At 64.6% G+C, this 13,419-nt stretch carries 11 protein-coding genes; 7 read left to right on the top strand and 4 right to left on the bottom strand.

Features of this window, described 5'->3' with window-relative positions; translation table 11 throughout:
* Positions 1–65: 65 nt before the first annotated feature.
* From AC1DVU_RS00335 to AC1DVU_RS00305, 7 genes are all read left to right on the top strand, one after another.
* Positions 66–1,454 (top strand): neutral/alkaline non-lysosomal ceramidase N-terminal domain-containing protein, encoded by a 1,389-nt coding sequence (locus AC1DVU_RS00335; protein ID WP_476920431.1) that lies wholly within the window; start codon positions 66–68, stop codon positions 1,452–1,454.
* A gap of 191 nt (positions 1,455–1,645) precedes the next feature.
* Positions 1,646–3,229 (top strand): ABC transporter substrate-binding protein, encoded by a 1,584-nt coding sequence (locus AC1DVU_RS00330; RefSeq protein WP_476920430.1) that lies wholly within the window; start codon positions 1,646–1,648, stop codon positions 3,227–3,229.
* Between the two features lie 150 nt (positions 3,230–3,379).
* On the top strand, positions 3,380–4,309 hold the full coding sequence (locus tag AC1DVU_RS00325; RefSeq protein ID WP_476920429.1) for an ABC transporter permease: 930 nt from the start codon (positions 3,380–3,382) through the stop codon (positions 4,307–4,309).
* Complete coding sequence (locus AC1DVU_RS00320; RefSeq protein WP_476920428.1) at positions 4,306–6,237, top strand: dipeptide/oligopeptide/nickel ABC transporter permease/ATP-binding protein; 1,932 nt, start codon at positions 4,306–4,308, stop codon at positions 6,235–6,237. Before AC1DVU_RS00325 ends, AC1DVU_RS00320 begins: the two co-directional genes overlap by 4 nt.
* Positions 6,234–7,091: an ATP-binding cassette domain-containing protein gene (locus AC1DVU_RS00315; protein ID WP_476920427.1), complete on the top strand. Its 858-nt coding sequence runs from the start codon at positions 6,234–6,236 to the stop codon at positions 7,089–7,091. Before AC1DVU_RS00320 ends, AC1DVU_RS00315 begins: the two co-directional genes overlap by 4 nt.
* Before the next feature lie 59 nt (positions 7,092–7,150).
* Complete coding sequence (locus AC1DVU_RS00310; protein WP_476920426.1) at positions 7,151–8,674, top strand: APC family permease; 1,524 nt, start codon at positions 7,151–7,153, stop codon at positions 8,672–8,674.
* Positions 8,664–10,046 (top strand): glutamine synthetase family protein, encoded by a 1,383-nt coding sequence (locus AC1DVU_RS00305; RefSeq protein ID WP_476920425.1) that lies wholly within the window; start codon positions 8,664–8,666, stop codon positions 10,044–10,046. Before AC1DVU_RS00310 ends, AC1DVU_RS00305 begins: the two co-directional genes overlap by 11 nt.
* A 42-nt stretch (positions 10,047–10,088) precedes the next feature.
* On the opposite strand, the gene AC1DVU_RS00300 is transcribed toward AC1DVU_RS00305, so the two are convergent.
* From AC1DVU_RS00300 to AC1DVU_RS00285, 4 genes are read right to left on the bottom strand one after another with little or no spacing between them, the layout of a single operon-like run.
* Positions 10,089–10,952: an SMP-30/gluconolactonase/LRE family protein gene (locus AC1DVU_RS00300; RefSeq protein WP_476920424.1), complete on the bottom strand. Its 864-nt coding sequence runs from the start codon at positions 10,950–10,952 to the stop codon at positions 10,089–10,091.
* 10 nt (positions 10,953–10,962) lie between these two features.
* Positions 10,963–12,075 carry an enolase C-terminal domain-like protein gene (locus tag AC1DVU_RS00295; RefSeq protein WP_476920423.1) on the bottom strand — a complete coding sequence of 371 codons (1,113 nt, stop codon included), beginning with the start codon at positions 12,073–12,075 and terminating at the stop codon, positions 10,963–10,965.
* Positions 12,076–12,117: 42 nt separating this feature from the next.
* Positions 12,118–12,504 carry a Rid family hydrolase gene (locus AC1DVU_RS00290; RefSeq protein ID WP_476920422.1) on the bottom strand — a complete coding sequence of 129 codons (387 nt, stop codon included), beginning with the start codon at positions 12,502–12,504 and terminating at the stop codon, positions 12,118–12,120.
* Positions 12,501–13,295, bottom strand: coding sequence for an SDR family NAD(P)-dependent oxidoreductase (locus tag AC1DVU_RS00285; protein ID WP_476920421.1), 795 nt, complete (start codon positions 13,293–13,295; stop codon positions 12,501–12,503). The genes AC1DVU_RS00290 and AC1DVU_RS00285 overlap by 4 nt, the downstream gene beginning before the upstream one ends.
* Between the last annotated feature and the right edge of the window lie 124 nt (positions 13,296–13,419).

Below are 13,419 nucleotides of genomic sequence, written 5' to 3'. Positions count from 1 at the left end.
AATATGATGATGTATGGAGAACCTCTCCGGGCATCATCCTTCGTGAATGATGATGTGGAGTACGCGTGACTGTTTCCCCCGAACGATTGAGTGATCCGATTCCCGGCTTCAGGGGTCTGGCAGGTTTTGCGCGCCGAGACGTCACTGGTCCGGTCGGCATACGCAACAGGAACTGGGGCGCGGCAGTCTCGGATCTCGCCGTCGGGGTCCATCGTCCGCTGGAGATCGCGAGTCTGGTCGTGGCGAATGCAGACCGCTCTGGGCTGCTCGTGCTGGTGGCATGGGACAACTGTGTCTGGAATCGAGTCGACGACTGGAAGCTGCTCCAGGCGGCAGTGCTGGACGCTCTGGGTCTGACGGCCGATCAGTTCATCATCAACATGTCCCACACCCATTCGGGCGTTCACACCTGTCGGAACGATGTCGATCTGCCAGGCGGGGCGGAGCTGCCGGCGTACATGGATGCGATCACGGCTGCTGTCATCGATGCGTCACGCGAAGCCATCGAGTCTCTGCGCCCAGCAGTCATCGAGTGGACTACAGGTCGCTCGGACATCGCGGTCAACCGTGACCTCTTCATCGACGGCGAGGCTCTGGTCGGGTACAACCCCGAAGGGACTGCTGACCCGACGATCCTGATCGGTCGGGTCACCGCTGACGATGGAGCCGCGCTTGCGACGATGGTCAACTACGCCTGCCACGGGACCACGCTCGGTCCGGAGAACCTGCTGCTGTCCCCGGACTACGTGGGAGCGTTGAGGGAGACGGTTGAAACCGCAACCGGCGGCCCTTGTATTTTCTTCCAGGGTGCCTCGGGCGACATCTCCCCGCGTGAGCAGTACAGCGGGGACGTGGGTGTTGCCGACAGGCATGGCCGCGCGATCGGTCATGCGGTGGTCGCAGCGCTCGAGACCCTTCCGCCGCCTGCCACGGACCTGGCCCTGACCAAGACAGTCGAGTCGGGTGCTCCTCTCGCGTACTGGACGCCCGAGCCAGCAGAGCGTTCGACCCGCCTGATGACGACGCTGCAATTCGTGGAGCTGCCGCTGCAGTCACTGAAGTCCGTGGCCGAGCTCGAGATCGAATGGGCGGAGATTCCCGCCCAGAGTCGCGAAGAGCGACTTCGTCGTGTCTCCAACGTCCGCGATGGATACGTTGATCTCGAGAACAGGCCGGAATCGGTGGATCACGGGCTCTGGGTGGCGCGCATCGGAGATGCGTTGCTGGTGGCCCAGCCCGGCGAGGCGTACAACTGGTTCCAGACCGAGCTGCGACGTCGGATCCCGGGCGTTCCCATCTTCGTGTTCAACGTCAGTAACGGCCGATCGGTGTACCTGCCCGACGACAAGGCATACGACCGAAACGCGTATCAGGCCTGGCAGACGGTCCTTGCTCGAGGCGCCCTCGAGCAGTTGGTCGATGCGGCCGAGGGTGCGTTGCGCGCGCTCATCTGACCGGCATCTTCTGAAGCAGGCGCCGAGGTCGGCGCCTGCTTTGGCCTGCCCTCGCGGCGTTCGAGGTCTGCCTGTTCTCCAAGAACATCACTATCTTACTACTTCCATAGAATCATGACGTGGTGTTAACGTTCCGTCACTTAGTTGCGAGCCACGCTGGCTCACACGAACGCCGGAAGGTGGTTGGGCACATGAAGAACTCAACAGGTCACGGGGTGAGTCGAAAGCGTGGACGCACTGCCGCGATCGCAGCGGCGGCGGCCCTCGGTCTGCTGCTGTCAGCGTGTACGGGTGGCAGCAGCGGGGGTAGCTCCGCTTCGAGCAGCAAGGTCCTCCGGATCGGCATCGGCACCGAAGCGCTTCCCGATCCCGCCAAGGCCACCGTCAGCGGACTCTGGGCCGCGACCGTGTACGACCTCGCCTACGAGCCCCTCATCCACCTCGACACGGAGGGCGAGCTCAAGCCGGCTCTCGCAGAGTCCTGGGGCTACGTGAAGGACAGCAAGGTTCCCAATACCGTGTTCGAGCTCAAGCTTCGGACCGGCGCCAAGTTCTCCGACGGCGCACCCGTCGATGCCGACGCAGTCGTCACATGGCTGAAGTACTTCATCAAGGCCGGTGGTGCCTTCGCCGGTGCACTCGGCACGGACCCCGTGATCACCGCCACCGACGCGACGACCGTCCGGGTGGAGCTGACAGCACCCAACCCCAGCCTGGGCGTGACGTTCTCGGATGCCGGTCCCAACATCGGCTTCGTGGCGAGCCCCAAGGCGGTCGCCAACCCCGCCCTCTTCGCGAAGGGCACGTACGGCGCTGGCCCCTACGTTCTGGATGCCGGCAATTCGGTGACGGGCGACCACTACTCGTACAAGCCCAACCCGACGTACTTCGAGAAGTCTGCGGTCAAGTTCAGCGAGGTGGACGTGAAGGTCATCGCGCAGGCGTCTTCGCGTCTGCAGGCGCAGCAATCGGGACAGCTCGATGTGGCGTTCGGTGACCTTACGACTGCCGACGCGGCGTCAAAGGTGAAGCTGAAGGTGCTCACGGTCGCTCAAGGCGTGGTCGCCTACACCTTCGACCTGCTCAACGAGAAGCAGCAGCCGGTGCTGAAGGATGTCCGTGTCCGTCAGGCCATCGCGCACGCCATCGACCGGAAGAAGCTGGCGAGCACTCTGCTGGACGGCCGTGCCGATCCAGCGTCGTCGCCGTTGTTCTCCGACACCGACACCGGCCTCAACGACTACTGGACGTACGACCCGGCGCTCTCGAAGAAGCTGCTTGCAGAAGCAGGCTTCAAGGACGGCTTCTCGTTCGACGCCTTGGTCCAAGGTCCCTACAAGGGTCTGACCGGCGAGCCGCTGATGCGTGCGGTCGCTCAGCAGCTGAAGGCGGTGGGCATCACGATGAAGATCACGTCGTACACGACGGATGCGGCATACGCGAAGGACGTCTTTGGAAAGGTCGCGCCGATGTTCGAGCTGGTGCCGACTGTCAGCACCGTGCCGACGTACTACGGGTCGTGGCTTGCCAAGGGTGGGGCCTTGAACTTCTTCGGGCAGGACACGGCTGTCGACAAGCTCTACACGGAGGGTGCAACGGCGAGCGACCCGAAGGAGGCGTGGACGCAGATGATGAAGGAGTTCGTCGACAAGGCGTACATGATCCCTGTCGTCACGGATCCGACGCTGTACTACGTCTCCGACAAGGTCGAGGGCGTGAAGGTCAGCACGGCGCACAAGACCGCGCTGCCGACCGAGTGGCAGTTCAAGAACTGATCACCAGCACGCGTCAGGGATGCGGCGAGTCCTCGGACTCGCTTCATCCCTGCCGACCGGAGGGAAGCAGGCATGACGATCCAACAGCTCACTCGGCGCCGTGGCGCTGAGCAGACTCGGCGAACAGTCGGGGGTCCATTGGTACGTCTGGTGCTACGTCGACTCGCGTCGGCGTTCGTGCTCGTCATCGGGGTCTCGTTTGCGAGCTTCGTGCTGATCGCGATCGCGCCGGGCGACCCGGCCCGACAGATCGTGGGACTCGAGGGAAGTGCGGCGGACTATGAGCGCGTGCGTCAGCAGCTGCACCTTGATCAGCCGATCCTGCAGCAGTACCTCAACTGGCTCGGATCAGCGCTCCATGGGGACCTCGGTAACTCGATCTTCACCGGACAGCCTGTGACTCACGCGATAGGGGAGCGTCTCCCGATCACCTTGTGCCTCATTCTCGGATCGCTGCTCATCAGCCTGGTTCTGGGTGTCGTGCTCGGTGTCGTCAGCGCGGTCCGTGGCGGCTGGGTGGGGTACGTCGGCGACGGCATCTCGCTGATCGGATTCTCTCTACCCACCTTCTGGGTGGGCGCGATCCTCATCGTCGTCTTCGCGGTGACGCTGGGATGGTTCCCGGCAACCGGATACGTCAGCTTTAGCGCATCGCCGTCCCTCTGGCTCAGCTCGCTCGTCCTCCCCGTCGCGGCCTTGGCCATCGGCGGTGTCGCCTCCTTCGCAAGGCTCACCCGTGAATCGATGCTGACTGCCTTGGGAAGCGAGCACGTTCGCATGGCACGAGCAGCCGGTACCTCGGAGCGCTCCGTCGTCTACCGCCACGCGTTGAGGAATGCCGCCATGCCGGTGGTGACCGTCGTCGGCGTGCACTTCGCAGCGTTATTGGGAGGGACGGTCTACGTCGAGACCGTGTTCGCGATGCCAGGTCTCGGCGGGCTGGTCGCCACGTCGGCGTCCAAGCAAGACATTCCCACGATCCAAGGAGTCGTCGTGACATTCACCATCATCGTGGTGGTCGTCAACCTGTTGGTCGACTTGACCTATGCGTGGCTCGATCCGAGGGTGCGGGTCGCATGACTGAGAACCTCGTCGCAGCACCGGTCGTCGCTTCACGCGAGCCCGGGTTCATCAGGCGATTCCTGAAACAGCGTGTGTCGGTGGCCTGCATCGTCTTCCTCATGGCCGTGACTCTGGTCGCGATCGTCGCACCGTTGCTATGGCCCGACGCAGCGCGTCAGGACGCCGGCGACCTCACGAACATCAGCAAAGGTCCATCGTCCGGTCACTGGCTTGGCACGGACACCCTGGGGCGAGATGTGCTGCAGAGACTCGCGGTGGGTACACGGCCGACAATCCTTGGGGTGGTCGAAGCTGTCGTCGTGATCCTGATCATCGGCGTGCCACTCGGACTGGCAGCCGGCTACTTCCGCGGCCGACTGGATCGGGTCCTGATGTGGATCTGCGACGCGCTGCTGTCTCTGCCGGGCCTCGTGGTCGTGCTGGTGACGTTGAGCGTCTTCAAGAACAGCATGCTCGCGGCGATGGTCACCTTCGGTGTTCTCGTGTCCCCGGCTCTGATGAGAGTGGTGCGTGCAGCCGTTCTGCCGCTACGCGAGGAGCTCTCGATCGATGCTGCGAAGGCGGCCGGTCTTTCGGACCTCTACATCATCACCAGGCATGTCCTCCCGCGTGCGGCAGGACCGATCATCGTGCAAACCTCGGTGCTGGCTGCCACGGCCCTCATCGTCCAGACCGGCTTGTCATTCCTCGGTCTCTTGATCAAGGCCCCAGCACCCAGCTGGGGCGGGATGATCGCGGACGGGGTGAATGTGATCCTGGTCCAGCCGTGGTTGATCTGGCCTCCCGGTATCGCCACTGCCCTCACGATCCTGTGCCTCGGTCTCGTCGGGGACGGAGTGCGTGACGCGTTGACCGAGGGGTGGGCCCCGTCCAACCAGAAGGGCGGTCGCGCTCGCAGGTCTCGTCGTGGTGACACTCGGCTGACCGGCACACGTGAACCGGCGACCTTGCTCGCGGTCGAGGGACTTCGGGTGGACTTCACACTTCCCGACGGACGAGAGGTCGGCGTCGTCGAGGACGTGAGCTTCTTGGTCGAGCCGGGCGAGACGGTCGGTTTGGTCGGCGAGTCCGGCTGCGGGAAGACGCAGACGGCGATGTCCATCATGGGCCTGCTCGCCAGCAACGGCCGGGTTACGGGGGGCTCGATCATGTTTGGTTCCACGAACTTGGCAGGTCTGTCGGAACGTGGCATGAGTGCCATCCGGGGCAAGGAGATCGGGCTGGTGTCGCAGGAGCCCATGGTTGCGTTCGACCCGACCTTCACGGTCGGCTGGCAGATCTCAGAAGTCGTGCGAAAGCATCGCAAGGTCTCGCGCAGTGAGGCGCGACTGATCGCCATCGATCTCCTGCGTCAGGTCAACCTGCCGGACCCGGAGGCCGTGTACGGCCGCTATCCGCATGAGCTCTCGGGAGGCATGGCACAGCGTGCCTCCATCGCCCGGGCTCTGTCGGGCGAGCCGAAGCTCCTGATCGCAGATGAGCCGACCACGGCCCTGGATGTGACGGTCCAGGCCGAGATCCTCGATCTTCTGCGCAACCTGCAGGCACAGACGGGTATGGCGATCCTGCTGATCACCCATGACTGGGGCGTCGTCGCCGACATGTGCGACCGTGCTGTCGTCATGTACGCAGGTCAGGTCATCGAGAAGGCGCCGATCGTGCCGGTCTTCGAAGAGCCGCAGCACCCCTACACGGCAGCGCTTCTCGCGGCCAACCCTCATGGCGCGGGAGGCGCTCGGCTTCTGCCCAGCATCGCAGGCAGCGTTCCCGCTCCCGGTTCTCGACCGAAGGGCTGTTACTTCCAGGATCGGTGTGCGGTCGTCTCGGACGACTGCCGCGAGGAACCGGTGCCGCTCCTCTCTGTGGGCGACGCGCGTGAGACGCGGTGCCTCCATCACGAACGAGTCAGGGGAGTGCGCGCATGACGGTGGATCAGGGCGCCGGGCCCGAGCTTCTGCTGGATGTTCGCGGGCTGACGGTCGAGTACGCGGGCGGTCGTGGTCGCCCACCCTTCAGGGCAGTCAACGACGTGAGTCTCAGCGTCGCGAAGGGCGAGACGGTCGGTGTCGTGGGGGAGTCGGGCTCGGGCAAGTCAACCGTCGGCCGCGCGATTCTCGGTCTGACCCCCGTGCATTCGGGCCAAATCGTGTTCGACGGCGAGGAGATAACGAACATCGCGCCGCGTCGCCGACGTGCGCTGACGTCGGAGCTGCAAGTGGTCTTCCAAGACCCGTACAGCTCCCTGAACCCCGCGCGCACAGTTGGTCAGACTCTCGCCGAGGGGCTCCGCGTGCATCGAGAGCTCACGCGTGAGCAGGTCGCGGGGCGGGTCGGAGATCTTCTCGAGCGAGTCGGCATGCCACGCGAGGCGGCCAGTCGCTACCCGGGTCGATTCTCGGGTGGACAGCGGCAACGGATCGCGATCGCTCGCGCGCTGATGGTCCAGCCACGTCTGATCATCTGTGACGAGCCGACGAGCGCACTCGATCTATCCGTACAGGCGCAGGTGCTCAATCTTCTTCGCGAGCTGCAGGACGATCTCGGACTCAGCTACCTGTTCATCGCCCACGACCTGGATGTCGTGAAGCATCTGTGCGACCGCCTTGTGGTCATGCGCTGGGGCGAAGTGGTCGAAGAGGGCGGCACTCGCGAAGTGACAGCATCGCCGGCCACGGACTACACGCGTGCTTTGCTCGAGGCAGCGCCGGTACCGGACCCACGACGTCAACGGGAGCGCCGCTTGCAGCGACAGTCGCGCGCCGGGCGTGCTGACGGATGAGAACTCTTCGCGACAACATCGTCATATTATTCCTTCCATAGAATCATGAGGCGGTGGTAATGTTGGCTCCTACTGATTGCGCCACCGTCCCGGTGATCGCCGTAGAGCGAGGTACGAACATGACGACTGAATCTCAGGCACCCCCCCGCAAACTTATGGGCCCAACGACGCTGGCTCTTATGGTCGTGGCCATGGCTTCGCCCGTCGGTGTCGTCGTCGGGACTGTTCCTCTCATGATCGGACTCGGCGATGGCATCGGGACGCCTGGCGCCTTCGTTCTGATCGGCGTGGTCCTTCTGCTATTCGCCTTCGGCTTCGCCGCCATGGCGCGCGCTATACCGTCGGCCGGTGGCTTCTTCGGGTTCATCCGCGCTGGACTCGGGCAGCGAACGGGAGTCTCAGCGGGTTTCGTTGCCGCGAGCGCGTACGCGATCATCACCGTCTACGTGGCGTCACTGCTGGCCTACTTCGCCAACGCCTTTGTCCGGGCGCACGCAGGAGCGAACATCGACTGGGCCGTGTGGGCACTCGGTGCCGTGTTGGTGGTGGCTGTCCTGATCTTCATCGGGGTGAAGGAGAGCGCACTCATCACGGCGGGCCTGTTGATGATCGAGTTCCTGATCCTCACCACGCTTGCTGTCGCTGTTCTCGTCCGCCGAGGGCCGAGCGGTTTTCCGCTCGAGAGCTTCTCCCCGTCTCATGTCTTCAGCGGGGCGCCCGGTTTCGCGCTCGCACTGGCCTTCCTCAGCTTCATCGGCTTCGAGGTGACGGCCGTGTTCACCAACCACGTCCGCGACCCTGAAAAGAGCATCGGCCGAGCGACGATGGTCGGTATCACGATTCTCATCGTGGTGTTCTCGTTGGGCTCGTGGGTGACGATCGCCGGCTTGGGCTCGGCCTCGGCACTCGCGATCTCGCAGGGCCCAGACTCGGGCCAGCTGATTCCCCGGGTGGCGGAGGCGAACGTGGGGGAGTGGATGGGCGTGCTCTTCAACGTGATCCTGATGACTAGCCTCTTCGCGACCTTGATCGCGGTCTCGTCGACGACCGCGCAGTACGTGCAGACCATGGCCCGAGACGTGGCGCCTCGGGCACGACTGGCTCGCCTGCATCCCACCCACGGCTCGCCGGCCAGCGCCGGGATCGCCCTCGCTGGTCTGGTGTGTGCGGTTATCATCGTCTGCAGGATCGCCGGGCTCGATCCGTACGTGCAGGTCTCCGCGCTGCTCGGCGTCCTGGGCGCGGTGGCGGTCTTCGGGCTCGAGATTGCTTGCGCCGTCGCGATCTTTATCTACTTCAGACGTACTCGTGACCGACGCGTGTGGACGACAGTGTTGTCGCCTGCACTTGCGAGCGTCGCCTTGACCGTCTTTCTCGTCCTCGTGCTGACCAACTACGCCGACCTGACGGGGTTCTCCTCACCGATCATCACCTGGTCGCCCATGCTCTTCGTGGTTGTCGCCGCGTTCGGTTGGTTAGTGGGCGGCACCCAAGACTCCAGCCCTGAGGCTGGCCAACCCGAGGACCTGCGGGCTGACGCCGTGGCAGTCCACGACCTAGAGGAGACACTCGATGCCAGATGACGCCGTGATGGATGTGACCGACGCGCGGGCGGTTCTTGACAAGCTCGCGGCGCGACGCGTTCGGGTGGAGTTCATCGACACCGACGGCCGGATTCGCGGCAAGTACGTCACTGTGGAGAAGGCGCTGTCCTCGGGCGGGATTGGACTCCCTGAGTTCTTTTACGCACTCGGTGTGGACGACGGCACGTACGATGTGCCGATCGCTTCGGCGGATCACGGGTTCCCGGACTTCTTTGCCTTGCCTGACTGGTCGACGCTTCGGCCCGCACCGAACGAGGAAGGCGTCGCCGCGGTCATCTGTGACGTGCGCTCCAAGGCCGGCGAGCCCGTACAGTTCGATCCGCGCTCAGCATTGCGCAGGACATGTGATCGCCTGGACGCCGCAGGATTCGAGGCGCTCATCGGCGTCGAGATGGAGTTTTATCTCTACCAGCTCGGTGAAGAGGGCGAACAGATCCTGCGAGAGGGTCGACCCACGAGCCTGCGTCCTGTCGGGAGGCAGAGACAGGCGCTGAGCGTTCACCGTTGGCCCGATCACGGGAAGTTCGTGGCCGATCTGGACCTCGCGCTGCGGTCCTACGACATCGAGATCGAGGCCTGGTCGACCGAGCTCGGCTACGGCATGGTGGAGGTAGCGTTGTCTCCGGCTCCGCCCCTTCGCGCTGCCGACAACGGGGCGCGGTTCAAGCAGGTGTGCAAAGACGTGGCGCGCCGAAACGGCATGATCGCGAGCTTCGTAGCCAAGCCGGACATGCAGCAGGAGGGCGCTGGTGCTCACCTCCACCAGAGTCTGCTTCGAGACGGGAACAACGCCTTCTGTCCCGAGGACGGGGTGAGCACCGGAATGTCGGACGCCTTCCGACACTACGTGGGTGGGGTTGTTGCGACCGCTGGCGAGGTGTCGGTCTTCCAGTGCCCCTACCCGAACAGCTACCGGCGCCTCAACCCGGAGTTTTTCGCGCCCACCAACATCTCGTGGGGCATCGACAATCGCTCGTCGTGCCTACGCGTGATCACGGACTCGCGGTCAGCGACGAGGTTGGAGCATCGGCGAGGTGGCGCGGACTTCCATCCATATCTGTCGATCGCAGCCAGCTTGGACGGCGGGCTGTACGGCATACAGAATCGGATTGAGCCGCCCATGGCATCGACCGGGGCCGCCTACGAGGACGATCAGGCCGAGGCGTTTCCGTCGACGTTGAGGGCTGCCGCTGCTGCGCTTCACGGCTCCTCGTTGGCCCGAGAGTGGTACGGCGAGGACTTCGTCGACCACTACGCGGCGTCCCGGGTGTCTGAGGCCTCGACGTATGAGGGGCTCCGGGACGCGCACGTCCCGGACTGGGAGCTGGCCCGCTATCTGGAGCTTGCCTAGGCAGACAGCCGCTGACGCCGGCGCTCCGTGGGGGCGTCGGCGTCAGAAGCCAGCTGCAGGAACGTCCACCCGGGTCATGATGATTGCCGCATCCCGTCCGTCCGCCCGGATGTCGTCGAGGGGCGGGCCGGCGGTGATGAAGAGGCTCTTCCCGTCGTCGCCGCCGAGGACCGCTGAGTAAGCGGTGTAGGGACCTGTGTCGACGTGGCCGACGATGACACCTCCCTCGGCGATGCACCAGACGCCTGACCCGGCGGCGTCGGCGATCCAGAGGTGACCGGCCGCGTCGAGAGTGATTCCGTCGGGGATCATCAGGACACGTCGTCGGGCGTCTCGCACGGAGCGTCCGATGACCGGATCCCCGAAGCTGGCCCACGTCCGGCGGTTGACCAGCGAACCGTCGGTGAGCACGTTCCATGAGCTCACCCGGCCCGCGAACGACTCGGAGAGGAAGAGCTGTGTGCCGTCGGGGGAGACGATGACGCCGTTCGGGGTGACGACGTCCTCGGTGGCCACCGTGACGCTGCCGTCGGGATCGCACCTCACGAGTACCGTGGGCCCGAGAGGGTCGAGAGGCCCGTCGTTGCCGACGTACGCTCTGCCCGCCGAGTCGACCCACATGTCGTTGGCCAGGCCGGGGAAGTAAGGCGCGAGCTCTGCCACGACCTCCAGAACCCCATCCCGCCATCGCATCAGTCGACGCTCGGACATGGAGACGACGAGGAGATCTCCGTCGGGTGTGAATCCCAGTCCGGAAGGTTGGCCTGGCACCTCACAGATGGTCTCGAAGTTCACTCCGTCCGAGCGGATCACACGCTGCGTGTAGAAGTCCGAGAACCACAGGGCGCCGTCATGCCAGCGAGGAGCCTCGGTGAAGGAGAATCCGCGACCGATGGTGTCCATCATGGTGGGCTTTCTAGCCGTGCCCGAACGAGCTGGACCGCACGACGTGTGGGAGTACGTGTTCAGGCCGATACGTGATGCCCAGCCCCGGAGAGCTCGGCGCTGAGAACTGTCCTTCAATGGCCTGAAGGTCCTGCGTGTGGATGAACCGGTCGACGAAGTCGAAGGCGTCATCCGCTGGGAAGAGCTCTACCGGGCTGTCGGTCGTCATCACGAACGCTGCGTGACGATGGATCTCGGGATAGATGTGGAGGGACACAGGCACGCTCGCGTTCTCCAAGACCGTCTGAACCCCTGTGAGGCCACCGACCGTCGTGGCGTCGGCTCGGAGCACGTCGACGGCCGAGTGCTCGAGCAGATCCGAGAGCTGCTCGAGCGGGGCTTCGTCGCCGGCTGCGATGGGGAGCGGAGAGGCGGCGCGTATCGCGGCCATGTCGGAGGCAGCAGCCACTGGTATCGGATCTTCCACCCACGTAATCCCGAACGATTCCCATGCGCGCGTCGCGTCGACGATGGCAGTGACCTCCCGGCCGCCGAATCCTAGGTCGAGGACCAGCTGGAGGTCTTCGGGCGAGGCGAGATCACGGACAGCCGCCAGTAGTCCTGTCGTCCGGTCTACGTCGAGACCTGACGCGATCTTGATTGCTCGGTAGCCTCTCTCCCGCCATCCGACCAGCCGCTCGGCCATCGCGAGATCGCTCTCCTGACGACGGCGGTACCCAGCGACCAACAACGCGGGCCGGTGTGGCGCCGCCTCGCCCAGGAGCTTCCATGTAGGCACTTGATGCACCTTGCCGAGGAGATCCCAGCCGACGCAGTCCAGCACCGCGCTGGCGCGCTGGTCCGTGGAGGGGCCGCGATCCGCTCGATGAAACAGATCTCGAAGCGGTCGCCCGATGGCCTGCTGCGCTCGCTCTTCGGCAGCGGCGCCAATCTTCTGACCGCGGGTGAGGACGTATGCCGTGCCGGTGGTACCGTCCTCCAGCTCCACCTGGACGACGACATACTCTCGCGTGGGAACCTGGCGACCGGCGAGCTCGAGCGGTGGGTCCATCGTGAACACCAGCTCGTCAACCCTCGAACCAATGATGCGAAGATCGAGGGCGCCGTCGTCGACAGCGATCATCCTGCGTCCTTTGTCCGCGCGCGGCGGGCGAGCGCCATTGTTCTACTGATCCTGGATGTAGGCCGTTGCTTCGACCTCCACCAGGAGATCGGGGTTGAGGAACTCGATGGCGCCGACTGCAGTGCTGGTCGGCAGGTGCTCGCCGAACATCTCAGCGTGGGCGCGTCCAGCTTCGCGCCAGTCTTCGATGTTGCGGAGGAAGACTCGCGTGCGGAGCACGTCCTCCTTGCGTCCACCGAGTTCCTCGACTGCTGCCAGGACAACGGACAGTGCGTAGGCGGTCTGCGCATAGAGGTCTCCCGGTCCCTCGATAGAGCCGTCCGGCTTGCCAGCGGTCGTCCCTCCGACCTCGATCAGTGGTCCGATGCGTGTGGCGCGTGAGTAGCCCCAGTCCGCCACCCATGGTGCCTTGGCCACTACTCGCTTCACTGTGCCAGCTCCTTCGCTGAGTCCTTGGTGATGGTGAATCCGCCATCGACCGGAACGACTGCCCCGGTCATGAACGACGACTGCTCCGAGAGCAGAAAGGCGATGACGGCAGCGATTTCCGATGATGCTGCGGGCCGACCCAGCGCGTGCCGATCAGCCATCTCCTCGATCGACCTGACACCGGCTGGCCGCTTGCCTTCTGCCATGAGAGGGGAGTCGACGGACCCGGGTGCCACAGCATTGACGCGGATGCCCCAGCGAGCCCACTCGACAGCAAGTGTTCTCGTCACGGCTTCGATGCCGGCCTTTGCGACCGGGTAGGGCAGTCGACCTGGCCAACCGAACGGCGCTGCGACAGAGCTGACGTTGACAATGGCGCCGGTCGTGCCCGCCTCGATCCAGGACCGAGCTGCAGCCTGCGCTACGAACAACGAACCAGCGACGTGCACGTCGAACAGTCGGTGCAGGTCCTCGAGCGTCAGGTCCAGACTGGGCTTTGCCAGAAGGGTTCCGGCGCAGTTGACGACTCCGGAGATGCTGCTGCTGGCAGCGACGGAGTCAACGATTTGGGCAACGGCATCTCGGTCCGCCACGTTGCAGGCCGCGGCCGAGACTCGCGTCTCCCCGAAGCGCTCGGTCAGCCGATCGATGACGGTGGGGTCCGGGTTGAGGTCGAGTATGGCGCACGCCGTGCTTCCACCTTCGAGCAGTGTCTCGACCGTCGCGAGACCGATTCCGCTGGCGCCCCCGGTCACGATCACCGTCCCGCTTGGGCTCATGGTGCTTGGCATCGTTGCTCCTCTAATGGTCGCGTCCTGCGGCGAGTGCATGTGTCGACCACCGCCTTCCGGCGAGGTCATACGATAGGCTACTCAGTGTTCGTACTCTGATGCAATACATCAGATCGCGAGTTAT

The sequence above is a fragment of the Aeromicrobium sp. P2_G6 genome (genome assembly GCF_056403535.1).
The sequence above is the reverse complement of the archived record's forward strand: the minus strand, read 5'-3'. Positions and strand labels throughout refer to the sequence as shown.

What these genes read in the sequence shown, in the direction of transcription:
- AC1DVU_RS00305 (WP_476920425.1), top strand. Translation starts at nt 8,664, where the DNA reads ATGCCAGATGACGCCGTGATGGATGTGACCGACGCGCGGGCGGTTCTT.
- AC1DVU_RS00300 (WP_476920424.1), bottom strand. Translation starts at nt 10,952, where the DNA reads ATGATGGACACCATCGGTCGCGGATTCTCCTTCACCGAGGCTCCTCGC.
- AC1DVU_RS00285 (WP_476920421.1), bottom strand. Translation starts at nt 13,295, where the DNA reads ATGCCAAGCACCATGAGCCCAAGCGGGACGGTGATCGTGACCGGGGGC.
- AC1DVU_RS00320 (WP_476920428.1), top strand. Translation starts at nt 4,306, where the DNA reads ATGACTGAGAACCTCGTCGCAGCACCGGTCGTCGCTTCACGCGAGCCC.
- AC1DVU_RS00330 (WP_476920430.1), top strand. Translation starts at nt 1,646, where the DNA reads ATGAAGAACTCAACAGGTCACGGGGTGAGTCGAAAGCGTGGACGCACT.
- AC1DVU_RS00315 (WP_476920427.1), top strand. Translation starts at nt 6,234, where the DNA reads ATGACGGTGGATCAGGGCGCCGGGCCCGAGCTTCTGCTGGATGTTCGC.
- AC1DVU_RS00295 (WP_476920423.1), bottom strand. Translation starts at nt 12,075, where the DNA reads ATGATCGCTGTCGACGACGGCGCCCTCGATCTTCGCATCATTGGTTCG.
- AC1DVU_RS00310 (WP_476920426.1), top strand. Translation starts at nt 7,151, where the DNA reads ATGTTGGCTCCTACTGATTGCGCCACCGTCCCGGTGATCGCCGTAGAG.